Origin of the sequence: Aeromonas sp. 61P, assembly GCF_051919545.1 — a bacterium.
Lineage (GTDB): Bacteria > Pseudomonadota > Gammaproteobacteria > Enterobacterales > Aeromonadaceae > Aeromonas > Aeromonas veronii.
In genome coordinates this window covers 3,211,238-3,234,727 of the sequence record NZ_JBQBEL010000001.1, presented here as the reverse complement: position 1 = coordinate 3,234,727, position 23,490 = coordinate 3,211,238, and the positions used below count along the sequence as shown (strand labels likewise).

At 56.3% G+C, this 23,490-nt stretch carries 20 protein-coding genes; 16 read left to right on the top strand and 4 right to left on the bottom strand.

The window, feature by feature from the left end; genetic code table 11:
- The first annotated feature begins 2 nt into the window (after positions 1-2).
- From infC to ACTG2O_RS15300, 12 genes are all read left to right on the top strand, one after another.
- Complete coding sequence (gene infC, locus ACTG2O_RS15355) at positions 3-551, top strand: translation initiation factor IF-3 (RefSeq protein WP_026034907.1); 549 nt, start codon at positions 3-5, stop codon at positions 549-551.
- Between the two features lie 86 nt (positions 552-637).
- Entirely contained in the window at positions 638-835 is a 198-nt protein-coding gene (rpmI, locus tag ACTG2O_RS15350) for a 50S ribosomal protein L35 (protein WP_005336688.1), read from the top strand.
- 15 nt (positions 836-850) lie between these two features.
- Complete coding sequence (gene rplT / locus ACTG2O_RS15345) at positions 851-1,207, top strand: 50S ribosomal protein L20 (protein ID WP_005336687.1); 357 nt, start codon at positions 851-853, stop codon at positions 1,205-1,207.
- Between the two features lie 379 nt (positions 1,208-1,586).
- Positions 1,587-2,570 carry a phenylalanine--tRNA ligase subunit alpha gene (gene pheS, locus ACTG2O_RS15340; RefSeq protein WP_005336686.1) on the top strand — a complete coding sequence of 328 codons (984 nt, stop codon included), beginning with the start codon at positions 1,587-1,589 and terminating at the stop codon, positions 2,568-2,570.
- A 12-nt stretch (positions 2,571-2,582) separates the two neighbouring features.
- Positions 2,583-4,970, top strand: coding sequence for a phenylalanine--tRNA ligase subunit beta (pheT, locus tag ACTG2O_RS15335; protein ID WP_021230076.1), 2,388 nt, complete (start codon positions 2,583-2,585; stop codon positions 4,968-4,970).
- Between the two features lie 3 nt (positions 4,971-4,973).
- On the top strand, positions 4,974-5,270 hold the full coding sequence (gene ihfA, locus ACTG2O_RS15330; protein ID WP_005300715.1) for an integration host factor subunit alpha: 297 nt from the start codon (positions 4,974-4,976) through the stop codon (positions 5,268-5,270).
- 15 nt (positions 5,271-5,285) lie between these two features.
- Positions 5,286-9,275: a response regulator gene (locus ACTG2O_RS15325; RefSeq protein WP_439976266.1), complete on the top strand. Its 3,990-nt coding sequence runs from the start codon at positions 5,286-5,288 to the stop codon at positions 9,273-9,275.
- Positions 9,262-10,506 carry a response regulator gene (locus ACTG2O_RS15320; RefSeq protein ID WP_439976265.1) on the top strand — a complete coding sequence of 415 codons (1,245 nt, stop codon included), beginning with the start codon at positions 9,262-9,264 and terminating at the stop codon, positions 10,504-10,506. The genes ACTG2O_RS15325 and ACTG2O_RS15320 overlap by 14 nt, the downstream gene beginning before the upstream one ends.
- A 3-nt stretch (positions 10,507-10,509) precedes the next feature.
- Positions 10,510-11,151 (top strand): GNAT family N-acetyltransferase, encoded by a 642-nt coding sequence (locus ACTG2O_RS15315; protein ID WP_019445155.1) that lies wholly within the window; start codon positions 10,510-10,512, stop codon positions 11,149-11,151.
- Positions 11,152-11,211: 60 nt separating this feature from the next.
- On the top strand, positions 11,212-11,985 hold the full coding sequence (cobB, locus tag ACTG2O_RS15310) for a Sir2 family NAD+-dependent deacetylase (RefSeq protein ID WP_005336680.1): 774 nt from the start codon (positions 11,212-11,214) through the stop codon (positions 11,983-11,985).
- A gap of 91 nt (positions 11,986-12,076) precedes the next feature.
- Positions 12,077-12,553 carry a hypothetical protein gene (locus ACTG2O_RS15305; protein WP_439976264.1) on the top strand — a complete coding sequence of 159 codons (477 nt, stop codon included), beginning with the start codon at positions 12,077-12,079 and terminating at the stop codon, positions 12,551-12,553.
- Positions 12,553-14,205: a diguanylate cyclase domain-containing protein gene (locus ACTG2O_RS15300; protein WP_439976263.1), complete on the top strand. Its 1,653-nt coding sequence runs from the start codon at positions 12,553-12,555 to the stop codon at positions 14,203-14,205. Before ACTG2O_RS15305 ends, ACTG2O_RS15300 begins: the two co-directional genes overlap by 1 nt.
- A 285-nt stretch (positions 14,206-14,490) precedes the next feature.
- Here ACTG2O_RS15300 and ACTG2O_RS15295 read toward each other — a convergent pair whose 3' ends face one another.
- Positions 14,491-16,068, bottom strand: a complete 1,578-nt coding sequence (locus ACTG2O_RS15295) for a methyl-accepting chemotaxis protein (protein WP_104456125.1) — start codon at positions 16,066-16,068, stop codon at positions 14,491-14,493.
- Between the two features lie 219 nt (positions 16,069-16,287).
- On the opposite strand from ACTG2O_RS15295, the gene ACTG2O_RS15290 reads away from it, so the two are divergent.
- The 4 genes from ACTG2O_RS15290 (at position 16,288) to ACTG2O_RS15275 (ending at position 21,448) form a co-directional block, all read left to right on the top strand.
- Positions 16,288-17,550, top strand: coding sequence for an IS1380-like element ISEcp1 family transposase (locus ACTG2O_RS15290; RefSeq protein WP_000608644.1), 1,263 nt, complete (start codon positions 16,288-16,290; stop codon positions 17,548-17,550).
- A gap of 239 nt (positions 17,551-17,789) precedes the next feature.
- Positions 17,790-18,431: an MBL fold metallo-hydrolase gene (locus ACTG2O_RS15285; protein ID WP_000134999.1), complete on the top strand. Its 642-nt coding sequence runs from the start codon at positions 17,790-17,792 to the stop codon at positions 18,429-18,431.
- A 549-nt stretch (positions 18,432-18,980) separates the two neighbouring features.
- Positions 18,981-20,660 carry a Mu transposase C-terminal domain-containing protein gene (locus ACTG2O_RS15280; protein ID WP_000179844.1) on the top strand — a complete coding sequence of 560 codons (1,680 nt, stop codon included), beginning with the start codon at positions 18,981-18,983 and terminating at the stop codon, positions 20,658-20,660.
- 2 nt (positions 20,661-20,662) lie between these two features.
- Positions 20,663-21,448: a TniB family NTP-binding protein gene (locus tag ACTG2O_RS15275; RefSeq protein WP_439976262.1), complete on the top strand. Its 786-nt coding sequence runs from the start codon at positions 20,663-20,665 to the stop codon at positions 21,446-21,448.
- Positions 21,449-21,622: 174 nt separating this feature from the next.
- Here ACTG2O_RS15275 and ACTG2O_RS15270 read toward each other — a convergent pair whose 3' ends face one another.
- The 3 genes from ACTG2O_RS15270 to ACTG2O_RS15260 form a co-directional block, all read right to left on the bottom strand.
- Entirely contained in the window at positions 21,623-22,123 is a 501-nt protein-coding gene (locus tag ACTG2O_RS15270) for a GNAT family N-acetyltransferase (RefSeq protein WP_000376623.1), read from the bottom strand.
- A gap of 127 nt (positions 22,124-22,250) precedes the next feature.
- The gene (gene sul1, locus ACTG2O_RS15265; protein WP_000259031.1) at positions 22,251-23,090 is read right to left on the bottom strand and encodes a sulfonamide-resistant dihydropteroate synthase Sul1; all 840 of its coding nucleotides are present in this window, start codon (positions 23,088-23,090) and stop codon (positions 22,251-22,253) included.
- Positions 23,084-23,431 carry a quaternary ammonium compound efflux SMR transporter QacE delta 1 gene (locus tag ACTG2O_RS15260; RefSeq protein ID WP_000679427.1) on the bottom strand — a complete coding sequence of 116 codons (348 nt, stop codon included), beginning with the start codon at positions 23,429-23,431 and terminating at the stop codon, positions 23,084-23,086. The genes sul1 and ACTG2O_RS15260 overlap by 7 nt, the downstream gene beginning before the upstream one ends.
- Between the last annotated feature and the right edge of the window lie 59 nt (positions 23,432-23,490).

The window sequence follows — 23,490 nt, the reverse complement described above, 5'->3', positions numbered from 1 at the left end:
CTATAAAAGGCGGAAAAAAACTGGGCAAGCAACCGCAAGCCCGCGCTCACCGGATCAATGAAGAGATCCGTCTGAAAGAAGTTCGTCTGACTGGTCTGGATGGTGAAGCCATTGGCATCACCTCCATTCAGGATGCTCTGAACTTGGCCGCAGAGGCCGGAGTTGATCTGGTAGAGATCAGTCCAAATGCTGAGCCGCCCGTTTGCCGGATCATGGATTACGGCAAATTCCTCTACGAAAAGAGCAAAACAACCAAAGAACAGAAGAAAAAGCAGAAAGTCGTCCAGGTTAAGGAAATCAAATTCCGTCCTGGCACTGACGAAGGCGACTATCAGGTAAAACTACGCAACCTGGTTCGCTTTCTGGAAGACGGGGACAAGGCTAAGGTCACCCTGCGCTTCCGTGGTCGTGAAATGGCCCACCAGGATCTTGGTATCAAGGTTCTCGAGCGCGTCAAGAACGATCTGGAAGAGTTGGCCGTAGTCGAATCGTTCCCGAAAGTCGAAGGCCGTCAAGCTGTGATGGTCCTCGCACCTAAGAAGAAATCTTAAGGCCCACAAGAAATTGACTCATGGGGCTTGCCCCACGAGTTGGTTCGCCTTGCGATTTTGTTGTCACTCACAATGCGGAGTATGAAATGCCGAAGATGAAAACCAACCGGGGTGCTGCAAAGCGCTTCAAGAAGACTGGCTCGGGTCGCTTCAAGTGCAAGCACAACCACCTGCGTCACATCCTGACCAAGAAGAGCAGCAAGCGTAAGCGTCAGCTGGGACCGAAATTTATGGTTTCTGCTGCCGACCACAAACGTGTTGTCGCTTGTCTGCCGTACGCATAAGGGGGGATGTGAAAAATGCCAAGAGTTAAACGTGGTGTGACTGCTCGAGCTCGTCACAAGAAAGTAATGAAAGCCGCCAAAGGTTACTACGGCGCCCGTTCCCGTGTTTACCGCGTAGCGGTACAAGCGGTAACCAAAGCTGGTCAGTATGCCTACCGTGACCGTCGCCAGAAAAAGCGTCAGTTCCGTCAGCTGTGGATTGCGCGTATCAACGCTGCAGCCCGTCAGAACGGTCTGTCCTACAGCCGTCTGATCAACGGTCTGAAGAAGGCTTCTATCGAGATCGATCGCAAGATCCTGTCCGATATCGCTGTTCACGACAAAATGGCTTTCACCGCCCTGGTTGAAAAAGCTAAAGCAGCTCTGGTTTAATCCAGTTCTGTTATAAACGCTAAAAGGAGGCTCAGGCCTCCTTTTTTGTATCTGTCATTCACGTTTTTACATCACTTTTTCCTTTCTCTCGTCCATATTCTGTCCACTGTTTTACACGCGCTACATATTTCTCCACATAAGGTGATATGTGCGAGATGACCGATTCTACAACCGCTTTATATGCCAACAAACTGGATGTTTGTTCCACTATTTAAGGAGTTGCGGTGAACCGATAAGACTCGCTTGATATAACAAAATGATTTGTAGGGAGAAAAGCCCACCTTAACTATGGTCAGCGAAGGGGCTTTTTTTGTATTATTCCCCTCTTGACCTTATTTAGCCTAAAGGCTCCTGTACCGGGAGTGGTGACGAGGAAGACATGCAACAGCTTGAAGAAGTAGTCGGCCAAGCCAGAGCCGAAATTGAGGGCGTGAGCGATATCGCTACCCTCGACGAAATCCGGGTCAAATATCTGGGTAAAAAGGGCTTTTTTACCGAGCAGATGAAGGGCCTGGGTGCCTTGTCTGCCGAAGAGCGTCCCGCCGCGGGCGCCGTGATCAACCAGGCCAAACAGCAGGTTCAGGATGCGCTGAACGAGCGTCGTGAAGCGCTCGAAGTCGCCGTGCTGAACCAGAAGCTGGCTGCCGAGACTATCGACGTCAGCCTGCCGGGTCGCCGCATCGAGAATGGCGGTCTGCATCCTGTAACCCGCACCATCGAGCGCATCGAGCGCCTGTTTGGCGAGATGGGCTTCAAGGTTGCCCGTGGTCCCGAGATTGAAGATGGCTTCCACAACTTCGATGCGCTGAACATTCCGGCTCATCACCCGGCGCGTACCGATCACGATACCTTCTACTTCAATCCTGATCTGATGCTGCGTACCCACACCTCGGGCGTGCAGATCCGTACCATGGAGCATCAGCAGCCGCCGATCCGCATCATTGCACCGGGCCGCGTCTATCGTAACGACTACGACATGACCCACACCCCGATGTTCCATCAGGTTGAAGGTCTACTGGTTGACGAGCATGCCAGCTTTACCGAGCTGAAGGGCATCCTGCACGACTTCCTGCGCAACTACTTCGAGGAAGACCTGACCATTCGCTTCCGTCCTTCCTACTTCCCGTTCACCGAGCCGAGCGCCGAAGTAGACGTGATGGGCAAGAACGGCAAGTGGCTGGAAGTGCTGGGCTGCGGCATGGTTCACCCGAACGTACTGCGTTCAGTCGGCATCGATCCGGAAAAATACTCGGGCTTTGCCTTCGGCATGGGCGTTGAGCGCCTGACCATGCTGCGTTACGGGGTCAACGACCTGCGTGCCTTCTTCGAAAACGACCTGCGCTTCCTCAAGCAGTTCAAGTAAGGGCGAGAGAACATGAAATTCAGTAAATCCTGGGTGATGGAGTGGGTCCGCACCGAGTTGAGTGACAATGCGCTGGCCGAACAGATCACCATGGCCGGTCTGGAAGTGGACGCCGTGGAAGCGGTGGCTGGCCAGTTCAACAATGTGGTTGTGGGTGAAGTGGTCGAGTGCGCCCAGCATCCTGACGCCGACAAGCTGCGGGTGACCAAGGTCAACGTGGGTGAAGCCGAGCTGCTGGACATCGTCTGCGGCGCGCCAAACTGCCGTCAGGGCTTGAAAGTGTGTGTGGCCAAAGTAGGGGCGACCCTGCCGGGTGATTTCACCATCAAGAAAGCCAAGCTGCGTGGCCAGCCGTCCCATGGCATGCTCTGCTCTTTCAGTGAGCTGGGTATCGACGTTGAAGCCGATGGCATCATCGAGCTGCCGGCCGATGCCCCCATCGGTACCGATATTCGCGACTACCTCAATCTGAACGACGTCTCCATCGACGTGGATCTGACTCCGAACCGTGCCGATTGCCTCGGTATCGCCGGTCTGGCCCGTGAAATTGGCGTGCTCAACAGCGTGGACGTGGTCGAGCCGACCTGGGCACCAGCTGTTGCCACCATTGATGCAACTTTCCCGATCCGGGTTGAAGCACCAGCTGATTGCCCCCGTTATCTGGGCCGCGTCATCAAGGGGCTGAACTTGCAGGCCCAGAGCCCGCTCTGGATGCAAGAGAAGCTGCGCCGTGGCGGCATTCGTTCCATCGATGCCATTGTCGACATCACCAACTACCTGCTGCTGGAATACGGTCAGCCGATGCACGCCTTCGATCTGGCTACCCTGGAAGGGGAGCTGGTGGTGCGTCGCGCCCACACCGATGAGCCGATGACCCTGCTCGACGGCAACGAAGTGAAGCTCAAAGAGACCACCCTGGTGATTGCCGATGCCAAAGGCCCTGCCTGCATGGCCGGTATCTTCGGTGGCAATCGCACCGGTGTTTCCGAGACCACCACCGACATCCTGCTGGAGTGCGCCTTCTTCGCGCCGCTCTCCATCACCGGCCGTGCCCGTGCCTACGGTCTGCACACCGACTCTTCCCATCGCTTCGAGCGCGGGGTGGATCCGCAGCTGCAGGCCAAGGTGATGGACAGAGCCACCCGTCTGCTGCTGGATATCTGCGGCGGTGAAGCCGGTCCGGTCATCGAGGTCAAATCCGATGCCCATCTGCCCAAGGCTGCCCCCATCAAGCTGCGTCGCAGCAAGCTCGATAAAGTGATCGGTATCAGCGTGGCGGATGCTCAGGTGGTCGAGATCCTGACTCGCCTCGGCATGCAGGTGACTGTGGATGCTGACGGTTGGACTGCGTTGGCGCCCTCCTGGCGTTTCGATATCGCCATCGAGGAAGACCTCATCGAGGAAGTGGCTCGCATCTACGGCTACAACAACATCCCGAACCTGAAACCCGCCGCCTCTCTGGCGATGGTGGAGCAGGCAGAAGGGCAGGTGACCCTGAAGCGCGTGCGCGACCTGCTGGTTGACCGCGGTTTCCAGGAAGCGATCACCTACAGCTTCGTCGATCCCAAGACCCAGCAAACCCTGTTCCCGCAGAGCGATGCCATCGTGCTGCCGAACCCGATCTCGGTCGAGATGTCCGCCATGCGCGTCTCTCTGTTCCCGGGTCTGGTGCAGGCGGTGGTTTACAACCAGAACCGTCAGCAGCCGCGTGTGCGTCTGTTTGAACAGGGTCTGCGTTTCATCAAGGATGAAAGCGCCGAGAACGGCATCCGTCAGGAGCCGATGCTGGCCGGTATCATCACTGGCAACCAGAGCGACGAGCACTGGGATATCAAAACCCGTGCAGCCGACTTCTTTGATTTGAAAGGGGATCTGGAAGCGGTGCTGGACTTGACCGCCGAAGGGGCCACCTTTACCTTCGAGCGCACCGAGCACAGCGCCCTGCACCCGGGCCAGAGCGCAGCCATCCTGCGTAATGGCGAGATCATCGGCCACATCGGCGTGATCCACCCGAGCCTCGAGAAGAAGCTGGGCCTCAAGAGCCGTGCGGTGATGTTTGAGCTGGAGCTGGATAAGCTGACCCCGGCCAAGGTGCCGGTTGCAGCCGAGGTTTCCAAGTTCCCGGCGAACCGTCGCGACATCGCCGTCGTGGTCGATCGTCAGGTTCTGGCAGGTGATGTGCTTGCGGTAATTAAAAAAGTTGGCGGAAATCAGGTAGTTGGAATAAACTTGTTTGACGTATACCAGGGTGCTGGTATGGCAGAGGACAAGAAGAGCCTGGCCATCAGTCTTGTATTGCAAGATACCCAGCGCACCCTGGAGGAGAAAGAGATTGCCGAGACCGTAGACAATGTCGTGCGGGCCCTTGGTGAAGAGTTGAATGCATCCTTGAGGGATTGATCTATGGCGCTTACCAAAGCCGACATTGCAGAGCACCTGTTCACCCAGCTCGGGATGAGCAAGCGTGAAGCCAAAGATATGGTGGAAGCCTTCTTTGAGGAAATCCGACAGGCGCTTGAGCGTGGTGAACAAGTCAAGATTTCAGGCTTCGGTAACTTTGACCTTCGTGAGAAGAATCAGCGTCCCGGACGTAACCCCAAGACGGGCGAGGATATTCCTATCAGCGCCCGCCGCGTGGTGACCTTCCGGCCTGGCCAGAAGCTCAAGGCCAGGGTAGAAAATGTTGAACCCAACGAGTGATAAAAAGCCAGGCAGATGCCTGGCTTTTGTTTTCAGATGACCAAATTCCCCGTTTTTCTTCTAGGTGCCGTACTGGCACTGCCATTGCACGTCAAGCCTTTGCAGACCACAGTGCTGCCGTTGGCGCCGGCGACCCAAGCTTATGTAAATTCACTGAGTCAGCTTTCGCTCTGCTATCCTGCGACGCTTCCTCCACCATACCTGATGGCCGAGGGGGGACTGCTCAAGGATCGTCTCGCCCGGTTGCAGGAGCTGTTCCCGATTCCGCTGGTGCTCAAAGAGTTGCCCGATTGGCAGACATTGCGCAATGGGCTCGCAGAGGGTGACTGCGACATCATTCCCTATGTCGGAACCCGCAAGAAGGCCGTGGAGGGTATGCGGTTAAGTCGTCCGATGATGGAGACCGATGCCGCCATCCTCTACAAGGGAGAAAATCTCAAACAGGCCCGCTTTCTGGTCTACTCGGTGGCAGACTCAGCCCGCCTGCTGCACGAGCTCTATCCCCAGGCACGCGTTATTTCCCTAAAAAGCGGAGAGAAGGTCTACGACGCGCTGCAGAGTGGCAAGGGTGACGCCTATCTGGGGGACTATCTGCAACTGCGCTATCTGATGCGCGAGTTTCCTGCCGATGGGTTGCGCCTGCGCCGCCTGTTTGGTGAGGATCGGATCATCAGCTATCGCTTGATGATGCGTGATCAGCCTGAGTTGGCCAATCTAGTGGACACCCTGATCCGTCATATGCCCGCCGGTACTATCTATACCGATCTGGCTCGCTATCTCGATCAGGGGTCGCTATATGTCAACCAGCCCCACTTCAGCGATACCGAGCAGGCCTGGTTATCCGGCCGCGGGCGCACCATTCGCCTGGTGGTCAATCCCGAGTTGATGCCCTATAGCGGCGTCAATGATCTCGGGGAGGCGAAAGGGTGGAGCGCGGATGTGCTGCGCTGGGTCACCCAGGAGACCGGCCTGAAATACAAGCTGGTGCATGCCGCCAGCAAGGCGGAGGCCGTAGAAAAGCTGCGCCGTGGTGAGGCGGATATGATGGCCGGCTTGCCGGAATCCCCGGCATTGACGGATCAGTTCATTTTCAGTCGGACGATCTCCACCAACCGGTTTGCTTTGATCAGCAAGCGCAAGCTGGCTGCCGATCGCATCACCCAACTCAAGCGGCAGCGTATTCTGGTGCCGGAATCCCTCTACGATCCCTCCTTGCTCGCCCTGCTCGGTGATCAGGAGTGGCTTCGCACCGACGGCCTCGAGCAGGGGCTTGCCGCGATCAAACAGGGCAAGGCTGACGCCATGCTGAGCGAGCTATATCAGCTGCAATATCCCCAGCGTACCAACTTGCTGGAAGGGCTCGATATCGAGGAGCTGGAAGATCGCTTCAGTCTTGGCTTTGCCATCAACAAGAGTCAGACCGAACTGGCCGGGGTGATGGATCGCAACCTGATGGCACTGACCAGCACCCAGATTGATGAACTAAACCAGCGCTGGCGTCGCTTGCTCGTCGTGCAGCAGCCCGGCGTGAGCTACGCCGCCTGGTTTGGCTCCATTGCCATGGCACTGCTGATCAGCGGTATCGTCATCGGCGGGATCTGGCGCTCCCGCCAGCAACTGGCACGGGAGGTGGCCCAGCGTCACGCCGCCGAGAAGGCGCTAGCCATCGAGAGCGAGCTGCGGGAAACCATGTTTCAGGCGTTGCCGATGCCCGTCTATCTGCGCAATAGCCAGGGCAAGGTGATCAAATCCAACAAGCAGGGGCGACGTCTGGCCCTGCGCTATTCGCAGCAGTTGATGCTGCCGCCGGTGCAGCCTCAGAAGAGTGAAGGGGAGCTTGTGCTGGGGGATCAGGTCTTCGCCTATGCCCAGCATCCGCTGCGGCTGGACAAGCAGGCACCAGCCACCGATCTTATCGCCCTGTCGGATATCAGTGTGCTGCGTGAGCAGGCCCGTTTTTTGCGTCAGGCAGAACGCCGCCTGCGCGCCCTGACCAATACCGTTCCCGGCGTGGTGCTGCAGTTTATGTTCGAGCGGGGACGGGTAGGTGGGATCGAGTTTATCAGCCGGGGCTGTTACGAGCTGCTGGGGCTGGCGAGTCAGCAGATCCGTCGTGAGCCCAAACGGGTGCTCATTATGCTGGAGCGCGAGGATCGTCGTCGGGTAAGCCGTGAGATGTTCGCCATGTTGCAGGCTGGCAAACCCTTCGCGTTCACCATGCGCTACCACCATCCGACCAAGGGTCTGCGCTGGTTGCAGCTCTATGGCCGTGGCCGCAGTCAACCGCAGGGTTGGCGAATTTATGCGGTGATGCAGGATGCCACTGCCCGGGTCGAGCAGGATCAAGCACTGCAGCACTCCCATGAGCAGGCGCAACAGGCAGTTCTGGCCAAGGGGCGCTTTTTGGCCGCCATCAGCCACGAGATCCGCACGCCGATGAACGCCATGCTCGGTTTGCTGGAGTGGCTGGCCAGCACTCCTTTGTCGAGAGAGCAGGATTCGGCGCTGGCGCGGGTGCGTCAGGCGGGGGATGAGCTGCTCGGCCTGCTCAACGATGTGCTCGACTTTAGCCGCAACGAAAACAGCAAACTCTCCCTCTCGCCGCAACCCACCGATTTTGCCGAGCTGTGCGAGCACGTGGCGGCGGTGCACTGGACCAAGGCGCGGGCCAAGGGATTGCAACTGCGCCTTAAGTTGAACCCGGCTCTGCCAGCCCTGCAGACCCTCGACCCTCACCGGGTACGGCAAGTACTCCACAACCTGCTCTCCAATGCCATCAAGTTCAGCCTGCGTGGGGAAGTGGTGCTGTGGGCCGAGGTGGTTGCATCGACCTTGCGCTTTGGTGTGGATGATCAGGGACCGGGGATCACTACCAAGATGCGCACCACGCTCTTTATGCCGTTCGAGCAGTTTGCCGTTGAAGGCCAGCTGCGGGCGCCGGGCACCGGTCTTGGTCTGGCGATCTGCAAGCAGCTGATCGAGCAGATGGGGGGTCTTATCGATGTCGAGGGGCGTGTTGGTGGTGGTAGCCGCTTCTATTGCGAGTTGCCCCTGAAGCGGGTGCAGCAGGAGCCGGACTGGCTGCCCAATGTGCGGCAGCTGGCACTCTCTTTACCCCACGATGAGGCGCAAGCGCTCTCGCCCTGGCTCAGTCGCTTGGGGATCGCCACCGTCAGCAACGCCGTTGATACGCTGCAAGCGGAGGTGGACGAGAAGGGGCTCTACTATTGGGCCTGGCAAGGGGAGTCCTGGGTGCCCGGGACCATCATCACCCTGCTGCAGCCACGGCTGACCCCGGATCAACCGGTCGCCGGTACCCAGCCCGGGCTTGGCATGCGGGTACTGCTGGTTGAAGATCACGATGTCAATCGCGAGCTGATCAGCCTGCAACTGGGGCAACTTGGTGCCAGCGTTATCACTGCCGCCAACGGGCAGCTGGCGCTGGAGATGCTGGCGAAGCAGGAGGTGGATTTTGTGCTGACCGATCTGCAGATGCCGGTGATGAACGGGGCCGAGCTGTGCAGGCAATTGCGCCAATCCGCCCGTTGGGCCCGTCTGCCGGTCTATGTGATCACCGCAGATCTCAGTGATCAGGCGGCAAGGGAGCTGCAATCCTGCGGTTGCGATGGCCATCTGGACAAGCCGGTCGCCCTCAAGGAGCTGGCGACCTTGCTGCGCCATATTGCCAAAGAGGGGAGCAATGCTGTCGCCCCGACACCGGTTGCCTCGCTGCTGACCGATGAACTGGCCGCCCTTTATCTGAAGGCTACCCGTGATGATTTGGCCGAACTTGAGCGCTGCAGCACAGAAGAAGATGAAGTTGGCGTGAATGCTGCTTTACACAAGTTGAAGGGGGCCGCCAGAATGGTAGGGGCGACTGCGTTGGTGGCGGTCATTGAAGAGTGGCAACAGGCGCCCCATCCGATGCTGCAAGCCAGATTGAACCGGGCACTGGATGAGTTCAGCCAGCAGTTTTCAAAGAGGGCTCAAGATGATCATCACTGATGAAGAATTACTGGCGTTGCTCGATTCGGAAGAGCATGAGGCGGCAGGATTTTGCCCCATTGTGCTCTATGCCCTCGACAGCACCGCCCATGAGTTGGCCAGCACCATGACATTGCCCTCCGATGTCACGCTGCACCGTACCCGACCGGATGCCTGCTGGCAGTGGGAAGGGTTGTTTGCGGCAGGTGCCATTGCCCTTTACGACCCCGCCGCTCATCAGCAGGCGGACTACTTCCCCCAGTTGCAGCAGCATGAGGGGATTTACGCTATCGGCGAGGATTGGCTGGGGGGGCTTGCCGCCAGTTACCGTAAATGGTGCAACTGGCTGGCCGCTAACAAGGTGCTGCTGCTCGAGGATCACCCGTTTCAGGGGATGCAATTGCAACAGACCATCGCCGGGTTGGGGCTCTCCTGTCAGTGGGTACAGGATGAATCGGCCTGTCTTGCGGCATTGTCGGCGGGCGACATCAGCCTGCTGGTGTGCGATCTCAGTCTGGTGGAGCAAGATGCCATCAGTTTGCTGATGAACCAGCCCCAGTTGCAGGAGGCCGGGCTGCCCATTGTGCTGCTTTCGGCCCATGAGCAGACGCTGATCGACGGAGCCCGCCGCCTGCTGCACGATGCCGGTTTCAATATTCTGGCGGCGCTGGCCAAGCCGCTTGATTGCGACGAGCTGCTCAGGTTGCTGCGTCGACTCTATCTGGGCCCGCTGCGTCAGCAGCGCTTGAGCGGCCAGCGCCGCTCCATCCGCCGGTGGCAGGGGGAGGTGCAGGGTCAGCTTGGGCTGCTCTCCAGTCCCGCGACCCCTCATCCGGTCTGGCTGGCGGTAACGGGTTTACCCAGCCGCTGGGAGGCGCTCAAGGATTGGCTGACGGAGCAGTCGCGTACCCCGGCCGAACTGACCCTGCTGATCCACCGTCGTGACCACCTGCTCGGCAATGCCGATCGCTTCGCGCTGGTGCTGCAAGCCAGTCTGGCGGGGAGCAAGCTGGCGCTGCTGCTCGATAACAGCCAGCATCTGCCATTCGATCTGCTGGAGCGTTTGCCGCTGCAAGCCTTGCTGCTGGGGCAGGGGATCTTGCCGGAGATGGAGTCCTTGACCGGTGACTCCCTGCTGGGACGCTTTATGGCCCGGGTTCGGGAGCTGGGGATCGTCGTCTATCTGGATGATCCTTACAACCTGCTCGACGTCGAGGTGTGGCGAGAGCGCGGTATGACGGGGCGCTGGTAAGCCATGCCGCGCTACCTCTGCTGGCCCATGCACCGGGAGCGCCTTGGCAAAGGACTGGAGGGCTGGCCCCATCCGGTTTCCCGAGCTGCGCTGCCACTGGCGATGCAGGTCTCCGGGGTGCCTTGCCTGCTGCGCGAGCTGCATGGGGTGGCGCCTACCCGCATGCTGGCCGCTTACGATGCATTGAGTGAAGAGAGCATCTATCTGCGCTTTATGCGTCCGAAACGGACGCCGCCACCGGAACAGGTGGCCCAATTTCTCAATTACCATCCCGAACAACAGATTTCGCTGCTACTGACCGATCTGGCCGGTGAGCCGCTGGCTCAGGCGCAATCAATCCGCCGCCGCCTTCATCCCGATCGGGCGGAGTTTTCTTGCATCGTAGCGGATCACTTTCAGCACAAGGGGGCGGGGAGGCGCATTCTGCTGGCGCTGGCACTGCTGGCTAGAGCGGACGGGATCCGGGAGTGGACGGCGGAAGTGCTGGCCCAGAACCGGCCCATGCTGACCCTGCTCAAGCGCCTTGGTTTGCCGCTGACCCTGGTGACCGGGCGGGAGATGGTCTTTGTCAGGCTGGATCTGTCGGTACTGGATGCCTGGTTGCCCGTGCCGCCAGCGGCGCCGCTTAAGACCAAGGGCGAATAGTGACACTTTTTTCCCTGTGCTAAGGTCACATTTATTGTGCGGGGATAGACGGAGCAGCTTATGGCGCAGTCATATAAACATATCGTGATCCTGACCGGCGCGGGGATCTCTGCCGAATCCGGCATCAAGACTTTTCGTGCCTGCGACGGTTTGTGGGAAGAGCACAAGGTCGAGGATGTGGCGACACCCGAGGGGTATGCCCGGGATCCCGAACTGGTGCTGCGCTTTTACAACTCCCGCCGCAAACAGCTGCAACAGCCCCAGGTTCATCCCAATCCGGCCCACTATGCGTTGGCTCGTCTCGAGCGACTGCTGCCCGGTTCGGTGACGCTGGTCACCCAGAACATCGACAATCTGCACGAGAGCGCGGGCAGCAAGAACCTTATCCATATGCATGGGGAGCTGCTCAAGGCCCGCTGCCCCGAGTCCGGTCAGGTGATCGAGTGGCGCGGCGATCTCCATCAGGACGAGCTCTGCTCCTGCTGCCAGTTTCCCCAGCCGATGCGTCCCCATGTGGTCTGGTTTGGCGAAATGCCGCTCGGGCTGGATCGCATCTACAGCGCGCTGGCCCAGTGCGATCTCTTCATCTCCATCGGCACCTCTGGCGCCGTCTATCCAGCCGCCGGGTTTGTCCATGAGGCGGGCCTCAACGGGGCGCACACCATCGAGCTCAATCTCGAACCGAGCGAGGTGGGTAGCCAGTTTGACGAAAAACGCTATGGCCCAGCCTCCCTGCTGGTGCCCGCCTATGTCGATGAGTTGCTGGAGGCGTGCGGCATTCATCAACCGAGGCAAGTCGAGGGGCACAACTGGATGGAGATGCGCGGTCCCTGAGCTACTGTGCGACGGGACAGTTGCAATGGTTCGGTGAAATCGCCACACTGGCAACCATTTAAAAAATGGGACGCAGTTGGCGCAAATTACCATGACCGCAGTCAAGCAATGGATCGCTTTTTTTCTCCTGGTGCTGGCCAGTGCCAGTGCATCGGCCTCCATCCCCCTGATGACCCTGATACTGCCAGATGGCCAGCAGGTGAACCTCGATGAGGAGGCCCTCTCCGCCTTGCCACAGACCGAATTCACCACCACTACCCCCTGGACTCAGGGCGCCCACCACTATCGCGGACCGACCTTGTCAGCCGTGCTGGCGGCGCAAGGGAGCCCGGATGCCCGCAAGATCGCCGTCTCGGCCCTCAACGGTTACCAGCAGGTGGTGGATCTGGCACTGTTCGACGGCGTGCCGCTAACTCTGGTGCGTCACGAAGACGGCAAACCGCTGACCCGGCGCAACAAGGGGCCGCTCTGGCTGCTCATCCCGTTCACCACCTATCCCAAGCTGGACGTGCCAGCCATTCACAACTGCATGGTGTGGCAGGTGACCCGCATCGAGATCGTCGATTGATGGGGCTATCCCGCCAAAATCTGCTGTTGGCTGCGGTATCGCTGCTGTTTCTGCTCTCGTCGGGCAGCAGCCTCTATCTGCAGTATCGGCAGGAGCAGCTGGTCGATACCTTCTACCGCAATGTCCACTGGAACATCAGCCAGGTGATGCTCGAATCCCAGCGTTTTCTCTACGACCTGCAGCTCTATCGGGCTGGCAGACTGTCGATGGAGACCCTGAGCCTCGATTACGATCTGCTGTGGAACCGGCTCGACATCTTCCTCATCAGCAGTGAAACCGCCGAGATGCGCCAGCGGCACGGGCTCGGCAAAGTGCTGGCCACCCTGTTCGAGCAGATCAAGCAGCTCGAACCCCAGATGGAGGCCGGTGCGCTGCGCGAGGGGGCTGAGCTTGCCCGCTTGCAGGAGGCGATCGTCAGCCAGACCCGTCTCATCGAACAGATAGGGGATCAGATCCTCTCCGGCCAGGAGCGGGAGCAATCGGTCAGCCAGATCCGCAACAGCCTGTTCTGGCTGCAGATCTGGCAACTGATCCTGTTGCTGACCGGTGGCGCTCTGGTCGCTGCCCTCATTCGCGCCAATCTGGCGAACCGTCGGCTTGCCCTGCTCGATCCCCTGACCCAGCTTGGCAACCGCCGTGCCCTGCAGGAGCAGCTCTCTCGCGCTCTGCATGCTGGCGAGGTGAGCGCTTTGGTGGTGCTCGATCTCAAGCGCTTCAAGCAGGTCAATGACCTGCTGGGTTATCAGGTCGGTGATCGGCTGTTGCAGATGGTGGCCAACAAGCTGCAACAGGCTCATGGCAGTCACGCTTACCGCCTCGGTGGTGACGAATTTGCCGTGGTGCTGACCAAGGCGGATGATGCGCTGGAAACCGCCATTCATGAGCTGGTGGATCTGCTCCATTTCGAGTTTGTGACCCGGGAGTGCAGCTTCGATCTGGCCTGTCGGCTCGGGGTCGCCAAGGCGCAACAGCAGGATGCCGCCCGGCTGCTGGATCAGGCCATCCTGGCCCTTAACCAGGCCAAGCGTAGCTTGGATGGGGCGATCAGCTGGTTTGAGCCTGCCATGCTGCAGCAGTTGCAGTTGAGTCAGCAGCAGCTTCATCAGCTGCGAGAGTGGTTGGCGGGGCGCGAGCCAGCACCGCTGCGAGTGGCATTACAGGCGCTGACGGACGGACAGGGCAACGAGATGTGGCAATTGGCGCTTGAGTGGCGTGAGCAGGAGGGAGTACCTTGCCACATGCGCTGGCTGCAGGAGTGCGGTGTGCTGGGGCCCATGTTGGCCCGTGTGCTGCAAGCGCACAAGGCGCAGTATGCCGATGGTCGGGCACTGCTGGTCCCGCTCGACAACCAGGCCCAGCTGACTCATCTACTGGCCTATCTGCCGGAGGCTTCCCGTACGCCGCTGGTGTTGCTGGTGCCGATGCTGCAGCCGGATGGTGCCTTGCTGGCGGGATTGCGGCAGCAGGGTTGCACTCTGGCGCTCAGAGAGATTGGCAGCACCACCTCGGCGCAGCTGGCAGCCGGCTGGCCTGTCCGCTACTGGTTGCCGCAGGGTGATGAAGATGGTGAGTTGCTGCAACCGCTGGCCAGACGATTGGGGCTGGTGCCACTGCAAGTGCTGGCAGCCAGGGAGACCCGGTCGCTGGCCTGAGGGCAAAAAGCGGTATTGCACGGCAGAGATAAAACGAACAAGGCGACCTCGGGGTCGCCTTGTTCGTTTATTGCCCCTGAACGTCAGGGGCGAGGGGGGGGAACCGCAGAATTCGGAAAAAATCGTACGCTAAGCTAACGGTGTTCTCGTGACAGCTCTTTGACTAGGCTTTCTAAGGCCATTCTGATAGCCCTGACTTCCTGAAAAGCCATGGCTAAAATTTGTGCGGCTAAAAGGGATAACCGATGGTAAAGTAAGTTATCCCTGTCGAGATACTGAAAAGCGTTATCCTCGTTTTTCCCAAAACTGTTTTGCCAGTTCGCTCAGAGCGCTAGTTAACTGAGCGACAGATTTCGCACTTTGCAAATTATTCTGCCCGGTCTGTACATTGGTATCAGCAGCATCGCGTATATTGATAATACTGCGGTTTATGTCTTCACTTACTGCTCCCTGCTGCTCGACCGCAGTCGCTATTTGCGCGTTCATGTCGGTAATTTCGTTAACGCGTTGGCCAATTCCATCAAGAGCTGTAGCTGCTTCCTCTGCGTGAGCTACACTCGTGTGCGCTTGCCGACTACTTTGCTCCATGACTGTAACAGCGGATTGCGCTCGCTCTTGTAGAGCGCTGATCATGCTTTGAATATCCGTTGTCGATTGCTGTGTGCGAGCAGCAAGACTGCGAACCTCATCGGCGACAACAGCAAAACCACGCCCCTGCTCACCAGCACGCGCGGCCTCAATTGCTGCGTTGAGTGCCAACAAATTCGTTTGCTCGGCGATCCCTCGTATAACGTCAAGAACTTTTGATATCTCGTTACTTTGACCTTCAAGCTCATGAATAACCTGAGCGGCTTGCCTAATTTCACCTTCAAGGGCAGTGATTGACTGGCTTGTGTGGGCTACCAGACGCTGGCCAGATGCCGTCTCAGTGTCTGCTCTTCCGGCCGCATCTGCAGCATGCTGTGCATTGCTCGCAACCTCTTGAATGCTTGCCACCATTTGGTTTACTGCCGTTGCTATTTGATCTGTCTCTGCCTGCTGCTCAACTGTAAGTACATTGCTTGACTCAATATCCTTTAGTAGGCCTCGGGTGTGTTCGCTAAGCCGATTTGATGCATCACCTATGCGACCTACTATGGCGCCTGTTTCAGCTTGCATCATTCGTAAAGCAAACTCTATTTGGCCAAACTCATCGGTGCGCCCAGTGTAGAGGGATTGACTTAATGGGTTATTGGAAATATTCCTGGCTCTTTCAACCAGTCTTCCAAGAGGAGAGAGAATAGCCAAAACACTAACAGAGCTTAAGCTTCCTGACATTAAAGTGGCTAACAATAAGCTGCTTATTGATGTATCAGTAAGCATGCCGGCAGCCATTGCGCTTGATATAATACTACCCCATATGAGCAAGAGTATTTTCACGGAAAAGCTAGCAGCCAATTTCGGCCTCGCGGCCTTCCCGCTTCTCAATTGAGCATATAATTTTTCAGCAGCCAAAACCTGCTCAGGTTCAGGCTTGGTCCTTACAGACTGGTATTCAACAATCGAACCATTCTTAGCTATTGGCGTTACATAAGCACTTACCCAATAGTGGTCGCCATTTTTACAGCGATTTTTTACTAGCCCCATCCATGAGCGGCCAGATTTTAATGTACTCCACATATGCTCAAATGCAGCAGGCGGCATATCTGGGTGTCTTACGATGTTGTGAGGCTGGCCTAATAGTTCTTCCTCAGTGAAACCACTGATTTTAATGAAGTCAGGATTAACGTACGTGATATGGCTTTGAGGGGAGGTAGTCGAAAGAATATTGGCATCTTTTGGGAGTTCTAAGTTTCGACCCGTCACTGGTAAATTCTGGCGCATAAGAACCTCAAGGGTTGGCTGTTTTATTTTATTCCTAGATTCTACGTCAGTACTTCAAAAAGCATAATCAAAGCCTTGATAAATATGCATTCCTTCGAAATTCAGCTTTCACCCATTGGGTGAAAGAAAAGTGCTCAAAAATATGTTAAATTATCAGCTTTTATGACTCGATATATGGTAAAATAATAGTAAGAAAAGTAGTAAAAAGGGGTTCTAATTATGATTAATAAAATTGATTTCAAAGCTAAGAATCTAACATCAAATGCAGGTCTTTTTCTGCTCCTTGAGAATGCAAAAAGCAATGGGATTTTTGATTTTATTGAAAATGACCTCGTATTTGATAATGACTCAACAAATAAAATCAAGATGAATCATATAAAGACCATGCTCTGCGGTCACTTCATTGGCATTGATAAGTTAGAACGTCTAAAGCTACTTCAAAATGATCCCCTCGTCAACGAGTTTGATATTTCCGTAAAAGAACCTGAAACAGTGTCACGGTTTCTAGGAAACTTCAACTTCAAGACAACCCAAATGTTTAGAGACATTAATTTTAAAGTCTTTAAAAAACTGCTCACTAAAAGTAAATTGACATCCATTACGATTGATATTGATAGTAGTGTAATTAACGTAGAAGGTCATCAAGAAGGTGCGTCAAAAGGATATAATCCTAAGAAACTGGGAAACCGATGCTACAATATCCAATTTGCATTTTGCGACGAATTAAAAGCATATGTTACCGGATTTGTAAGAAGTGGCAATACTTACACTGCAAACGGTGCTGCGGAAATGATCAAAGAAATTGTTGCTAACATCAAATCAGACGATTTAGAAATTTTATTTCGAATGGATAGTGGCTACTTTGATGAAAAAATTATCGAAACGATAGAATCTCTTGGATGCAAATATTTAATTAAAGCCAAAAGTTATTCTACACTCACCTCACAAGCAACGAATTCATCAATTGTATTCGTTAAAGGAGAAGAAGGTAGAGAAACTACAGAACTGTATACAAAATTAGTTAAATGGGAAAAAGACAGAAGATTTGTCGTATCTCGCGTACTGAAACCAGAAAAAGAAAGAGCACAATTATCACTTTTAGAAGGTTCCGAATACGACTACTTTTTCTTTGTAACAAATACTACCTTGCTTTCTGAAAAAGTAGTTATATACTATGAAAAGCGTGGTAATGCTGAAAACTATATCAAAGAAGCCAAATACGACATGGCGGTGGGTCATCTCTTGCTAAAGTCATTTTGGGCGAATGAAGCCGTGTTTCAAATGATGATGCTTTCATATAACCTATTTTTGTTGTTCAAGTTTGATTCCTTGGACTCTTCAGAATACAGACAGCAAATAAAGACCTTTCGTTTGAAGTATGTATTTCTTGCAGCAAAAATAATCAAAACCGCAAGATATGTAATCATGAAGTTGTCGGAAAACTATCCGTACAAGGGAGTGTATGAAAAATGTCTGGTATAATAAGAATATCATCAATAAAATTGAGTGTTGCTCTGTGGATAACTTGCAGAGTTTATTAAGTATCATTGCAGCAAAGATGAAATCAATGATTTATCAAAAATGATTGAAAGGTGGTTGTAAATAATGTTACAATGTGTGAGAAGCAGTCTAAATTCTTCGTGAAATAGTGATTTTTGAAGCTAATAAAAAACACACGTGGAATTTAGGTTAGACTATAAATAGAAAAAGGTGTTTTGACAATGACAGAGATTATCAAAGATTTATACCAATTTACAGAGGTAATGGAGCCGATTAAGCTTTCAATGCACCAATACTTATTGATGACAAATGAGCCTGTTCTCATTCAGACCGGAGCCGTATCACAAGCGCAAACTACCATTCCTAAGTTGCAAGAGTTGCTCGGTGAACGCAAAATAAAATACATTCTAATTTCTCATTTTGAATCAGACGAATGTGGCGGACTTGCTTTGGTTCTCAAAGAACATCCCGAAGCTGTCGCGGTTTGTTCCGAAACCACAGCAAGACAACTGATGGGGTTTGGTATTACTAACAATGTGCTTATTAAAAAGCCGAATGAAATATTTGCCGGAGATGATTTTGAATTTCAAACTATCAGTTACCCATCTGAAATGCATATGTGGGAAGGACTTTTATTTTTTGAAAAGAAACGTGGTATTTTCTTTAGCAGCGACCTCATGTTCGGCATGGGTGAGAATCACGGACAAGTTATCGAAAGCAGTTGGGACGCAGCGGTAAAATCAAGCGGCGCAGATACATTGCCCAATCAAGAATCCGGACAAAAGCTATCCTCGGATTTGAGTGAGATTGAACCTAAGTTCGTTGCTTCCGGTCATGGGTTTTGCATTACGATTGTAGGATAAATCAAGCAAATAGACCTTGCAAAATAAGCATTTGCAAATATACCACTTCATAAAACCGTATACTGTAATTATCAAGATTTTGAACGATATTGAAAAACAGTAACTTAAAGGCTCGATATATTTATAATATATCGAGCTTTTTTCATGTCTAAAAACTTGGGGGTATATAGTGAAAAATACCGTCCCAACGTCCCAAAGGCTGATAAGTAGGCGCATTATATGGGGATTATTATTCGTCTGTTATACGGAAGTCTCCTTATTGTTTTCGGCATTAAGCCCAATTTCTTGAGCGTTACGATAAAGCTAGCATGGAAACGATAGGTGCAAGCAAGTTAAGGGTTGCATCGCGCATGTCAATCTAGGCTATACCCTAACTTGATGTCAGGCAGGGCCGCGCCGCTTCGTCAGTGTCATTTTCAGAAGACGACTGCACCAGTTGATTGGGCGTAATGGCTGTTGTGCAGCCAGCTCCTGACAGTTCAATATCAGAAGTGATCTGCACCAATCTCGACTATGCTCAATACTCGTGTGCACCAAAGCGAGGTGAGCATGGCGACGGACACCCCACGGATTCCAGAACAAGGCGTGGCCACTCTGCCTGATGAGGCTTGGGAGCGTGCGCGCCGTCGTGCGGAGATCATCAGTCCGTTGGCGCAGTCGGAGACGGTCGGGCACGAAGCGGCCGATATGGCGGCTCAGGCGCTGGGCTTGTCTCGGCGCCAGGTATACGTTCTGATCCGGCGTGCCCGGCAAGGCAGCGGCCTCGTGACGGATCTGGTGCCCGGCCAGTCCGGTGGAGGTAAAGGTAAGGGGCGCTTGCCGGAACCGGTCGAGCGCGTCATCCACGAGCTACTGCAAAAGCGGTTCCTGACCAAGCAGAAGCGCAGCCTAGCGGCCTTTCACCGCGAAGTCACTCAGGTGTGCAAGGCTCAAAAACTGCGAGTGCCGGCGCGCAATACCGTGGCCTTACGGATCGCTAGCCTTGACCCGCGCAAGGTCATCCGCCGGCGGGAAGGCCAGGATGCCGCTCGTGACCTACAAGGTGTGGGCGGCGAGCCTCCTGCCGTGACCGCGCCGCTGGAGCAGGTGCAGATAGACCATACGGTCATCGACCTGATCGTGGTCGATGACCGCGACCGGCAACCTATTGGCCGCCCGTACCTGACCCTCGCCATCGACGTGTTCACCCGCTGCGTGCTCGGCATGGTCGTCACGCTGGAAGCGCCGTCTGCCGTTTCGGTTGGCCTGTGCCTCGTGCATGTCGCCTGCGACAAGCGCCCTTGGCTGGAAGGACTGAACGTGGAAATGGATTGGCAGATGAGCGGCAAGCCCTTGCTGCTCTACCTAGACAACGCGGCCGAGTTCAAGAGCGAGGCCCTGCGCCGGGGTTGCGAGCAGCATGGCATCCGGCTGGACTATCGCCCGCTGGGACAGCCGCACTATGGCGGCATCGTGGAACGGATCATCGGCACGGCGATGCAGATGATTCACGACGAACTGCCGGGAACGACCTTCTCCAACCCTGACCAGCGCGGCGACTACGATTCCGAAAACAAGGCCGCCCTGACGCTGCGCGAGCTAGAGCGCTGGCTCACATTGGCGGTCGGCACCTACCACGGTTCGGTGCACAACGGCCTGCTCCAACCGCCGGCCGCGCGCTGGGCCGAGGCCGTGGCGCGTGTCGGCGTACCGGCCGTCGTCACACGCGCTACTTCGTTCCTGGTCGATTTTCTGCCGATCCTCCGGCGCACGCTGACCCGCACCGGCTTTGTCATCGACCACATCCACTACTACGCCGATGCGCTCAAGCCGTGGATTGCGCGGCGTGAACGCTGGCCGTCCTTTCTGATCCGGCGCGATCCGCGCGACATCAGCCGTATCTGGGTCCTGGAACCGGAGGGACAGCATTACCTGGAAATTCCCTACCGTACCTTGTCGCATCCGGCTGTCACCCTCTGGGAACAACGGCAGGCGCTGGCGAAACTGCGGCAGCAAGGGCGCGAACAGGTGGATGAGTCGGCGCTGTTCCGCATGATCGGCCAGATGCGTGAGATTGTGACCAGCGCGCAGAAGGCCACACGCAAGGCGCGGCGTGACGCGGATCGCCGCCAGCACCTCAAGACATCAGCTCGGCCGGACAAGCCCGTTCCGCCGGATACGGATATTGCCGACCCGCAGGCAGACAACTTGCCACCCGCCAAACCGTTCGACCAGATTGAGGAGTGGTAGCCGTGGACGAATATCCCATCATCGACCTGTCCCACCTGCTGCCGGCGGCCCAGGGCTTGGCCCGTCTTCCGGCGGACGAGCGCATCCAGCGCCTTCGCGCCGACCGCTGGATCGGCTATCCGCGCGCAGTCGAGGCGCTGAACCGGCTGGAAGCCCTTTATGCGTGGCCAAACAAGCAACGCATGCCCAACCTGCTGCTGGTTGGCCCGACCAACAATGGCAAGTCGATGATCGTCGAGAAGTTCCGCCGCACCCACCCGGCCAGCTCCGACGCCGACCAGGAGCACATCCCGGTGTTGGTCGTGCAGATGCCGTCCGAGCCGTCCGTGATCCGCTTCTACGTCGCGCTGCTCGCCGCGATGGGCGCGCCGCTGCGCCCACGCCCACGGTTGCCGGAAATGGAGCAACTGGCTCTGGCACTGCTGCGCAAGGTCGGCGTGCGCATGCTGGTGATCGACGAGCTGCACAACGTGCTGGCCGGCAACAGCGTCAACCGCCGGGAATTCCTCAACCTGCTGCGCTTCCTCGGCAACGAACTGCGCATCCCGTTGGTTGGGGTAGGCACGCGCGACGCCTACCTAGCCATCCGCTCCGATGACCAGTTGGAAAATCGCTTCGAGCCGATGATGCTGCCGGTATGGGAGGCCAACGACGATTGCTGCTCACTGCTGGCCAGCTTCGCCGCTTCGCTCCCGCTGCGCCGGCCTTCCCCAATTGCCACGCTGGACATGGCTCGCTACCTGCTCACACGCAGCGAGGGCACCATAGGGAACTGGCGCACTTGCTGATGGCGGCGGCCATCGTCGCCGTGGAGAGCGGCGAGGAAGCGATCAACCATCGCACACTCAGCATGGCCTGTCGACAACCTCTCGCGCAACCAAGACATCGCGGTCGGACTGCAAGTGATCTTGAAGCCACGGGCCCGTCCCACCCCGACATGGACCTCGATGCCCGAACGGACGTTAGATTTCGAGTTCTAGGCGTTCTGCGATGAAGGTTGGATCCCAGCCGGGATTGAAAGTGTCGACGTGGGTGAATCCGAGCCGCTCGTATAGGCCACGCAGGTTCGGGTGGCAGTCGAGCCGCAGCTTGGCGCACCCCTGCGTTCGCGCGGCATGGCGGCAAGCCTCGATCAGCGCGGAGCTGACACCCCGGCCCGCATGTGTCCGTCGCACCGCGAGCTTGTGCAGATATGCGGCCTCCCCCTTGAGGGCGTCGGGCCAGAACTCGGGATCCTCGGCCGACAAGGTGCAACAGCCGACGATGCCGTCGCTGCAACTCGCGACTAGGAGCTCGGATCTCAGGACGAAGGTCTCCGCGAATGTCCGGTCGATCCGCGCGACGTCCCAGGCGGGCGTTCCCTTGGCGGACATCCACGCCGCAGCGTCGTGCATCAGCCGCACAACCTCGTCGATATCACCCGAGCAGGCGACCCGAACGTTCGGAGGCTCCTCGCTGTCCATTCGCTCCCCTGGCGCGGTATGAACCGCCGCCTCATAGTGCAGTTTGATCCTGACGAGCCCAGCATGTCTGCGCCCACCTTCGCGGAACCTGACCAGGGTCCGCTAGCGGGCGGCCGGAAGGTGAATGCTAGGCATGATCTAACCCTCGGTCTCTGGCGTCGCGACTGCGAAATTTCGCGAGGGTTTCCGAGAAGGTGATTGCGCTTCGCAGATCTCCAGGCGCGTGGGTGCGGACGTAGTCAGCGCCATTGCCGATCGCGTGAAGTTCCGCCGCAAGGCTCGCTGGACCCAGATCCTTTACAGGAAGGCCAACGGTGGCGCCCAAGAAGGATTTCCGCGACACCGAGACCAATAGCGGAAGCCCCAACGCCGACTTCAGCTTTTGAAGGTTCGACAGCACGTGCAGCGATGTTTCCGGTGCGGGGCTCAAGAAAAATCCCATCCCCGGATCGAGGATGAGCCGGTCGGCAGCGACCCCGCTCCGTCGCAAGGCGGAAACCCGCGCCTCGAAGAACCGCACAATCTCGTCGAGCGCGTCTTCGGGTCGAAGGTGACCGGTGCGGGTGGCGATGCCATCCCGCTGCGCTGAGTGCATAACCACCAGCCTGCAGTCCGCCTCAGCAATATCGGGATAGAGCGCAGGGTCAGGAAATCCTTGGATATCGTTCAGGTAGCCCACGCCGCGCTTGAGCGCATAGCGCTGGGTTTCCGGTTGGAAGCTGTCGATTGAAACACGGTGCATCTGATCGGACAGGGCGTCTAAGAGCGGCGCAATACGTCTGATCTCATCGGCCGGCGATACAGGCCTCGCGTCCGGATGGCTGGCGGCCGGTCCGACATCCACGACGTCTGATCCGACTCGCAGCATTTCGATCGCCGCGGTGACAGCGCCGGCGGGGTCTAGCCGCCGGCTCTCATCGAAGAAGGAGTCCTCGGTGAGATTCAGAATGCCGAACACCGTCACCATGGCGTCGGCCTCCGCAGCGACTTCCACGATGGGGATCGGGCGAGCAAAAAGGCAGCAATTATGAGCCCCATACCTACAAAGCCCCACGCATCAAGCTTTTGCCCATGAAGCAACCAGGCAATGGCTGTAATTATGACGACGCCGAGTCCCGACCAGACTGCATAAGCAACACCGACAGGGATGGATTTCAGAACCAGAGAAAGAAAATAAAATGCGATGCCATAACCGATTATGACAACGGCGGAAGGGGCAAGCTTAGTAAAGCCCTCGCTAGATTTTAATGCGGATGTTGCGATTACTTCGCCAACTATTGCGATAACAAGAAAAAGCCAGCCTTTCATGATATATCTCCCAATTTGTGTAGGGCTTATTATGCACGCTTAAAAATAATAAAAGCAGA

Bases quoted from the DNA above. Each gene is read 5' to 3' on its own strand.
- rpmI (WP_005336688.1), top strand. From the start codon at position 638: ATGCCGAAGATGAAAACCAACCGGGGTGCTGCAAAGCGCTTCAAGAAG.
- rplT (WP_005336687.1), top strand. From the start codon at position 851: ATGCCAAGAGTTAAACGTGGTGTGACTGCTCGAGCTCGTCACAAGAAA.
- pheS (WP_005336686.1), top strand. From the start codon at position 1,587: ATGCAACAGCTTGAAGAAGTAGTCGGCCAAGCCAGAGCCGAAATTGAG.
- pheT (WP_021230076.1), top strand. From the start codon at position 2,583: ATGAAATTCAGTAAATCCTGGGTGATGGAGTGGGTCCGCACCGAGTTG.
- ihfA (WP_005300715.1), top strand. From the start codon at position 4,974: ATGGCGCTTACCAAAGCCGACATTGCAGAGCACCTGTTCACCCAGCTC.
- ACTG2O_RS15325 (WP_439976266.1), top strand. From the start codon at position 5,286: ATGCCTGGCTTTTGTTTTCAGATGACCAAATTCCCCGTTTTTCTTCTA.
- ACTG2O_RS15320 (WP_439976265.1), top strand. From the start codon at position 9,262: ATGATCATCACTGATGAAGAATTACTGGCGTTGCTCGATTCGGAAGAG.
- ACTG2O_RS15315 (WP_019445155.1), top strand. From the start codon at position 10,510: ATGCCGCGCTACCTCTGCTGGCCCATGCACCGGGAGCGCCTTGGCAAA.
- cobB (WP_005336680.1), top strand. From the start codon at position 11,212: ATGGCGCAGTCATATAAACATATCGTGATCCTGACCGGCGCGGGGATC.
- ACTG2O_RS15305 (WP_439976264.1), top strand. From the start codon at position 12,077: ATGACCGCAGTCAAGCAATGGATCGCTTTTTTTCTCCTGGTGCTGGCC.
- ACTG2O_RS15300 (WP_439976263.1), top strand. From the start codon at position 12,553: ATGGGGCTATCCCGCCAAAATCTGCTGTTGGCTGCGGTATCGCTGCTG.
- ACTG2O_RS15295 (WP_104456125.1), bottom strand. From the start codon at position 16,068: ATGCGCCAGAATTTACCAGTGACGGGTCGAAACTTAGAACTCCCAAAA.
- ACTG2O_RS15290 (WP_000608644.1), top strand. From the start codon at position 16,288: ATGATTAATAAAATTGATTTCAAAGCTAAGAATCTAACATCAAATGCA.
- ACTG2O_RS15285 (WP_000134999.1), top strand. From the start codon at position 17,790: ATGACAGAGATTATCAAAGATTTATACCAATTTACAGAGGTAATGGAG.
- ACTG2O_RS15280 (WP_000179844.1), top strand. From the start codon at position 18,981: ATGGCGACGGACACCCCACGGATTCCAGAACAAGGCGTGGCCACTCTG.
- ACTG2O_RS15270 (WP_000376623.1), bottom strand. From the start codon at position 22,123: ATGGACAGCGAGGAGCCTCCGAACGTTCGGGTCGCCTGCTCGGGTGAT.
- sul1 (WP_000259031.1), bottom strand. From the start codon at position 23,090: ATGGTGACGGTGTTCGGCATTCTGAATCTCACCGAGGACTCCTTCTTC.
- ACTG2O_RS15260 (WP_000679427.1), bottom strand. From the start codon at position 23,431: ATGAAAGGCTGGCTTTTTCTTGTTATCGCAATAGTTGGCGAAGTAATC.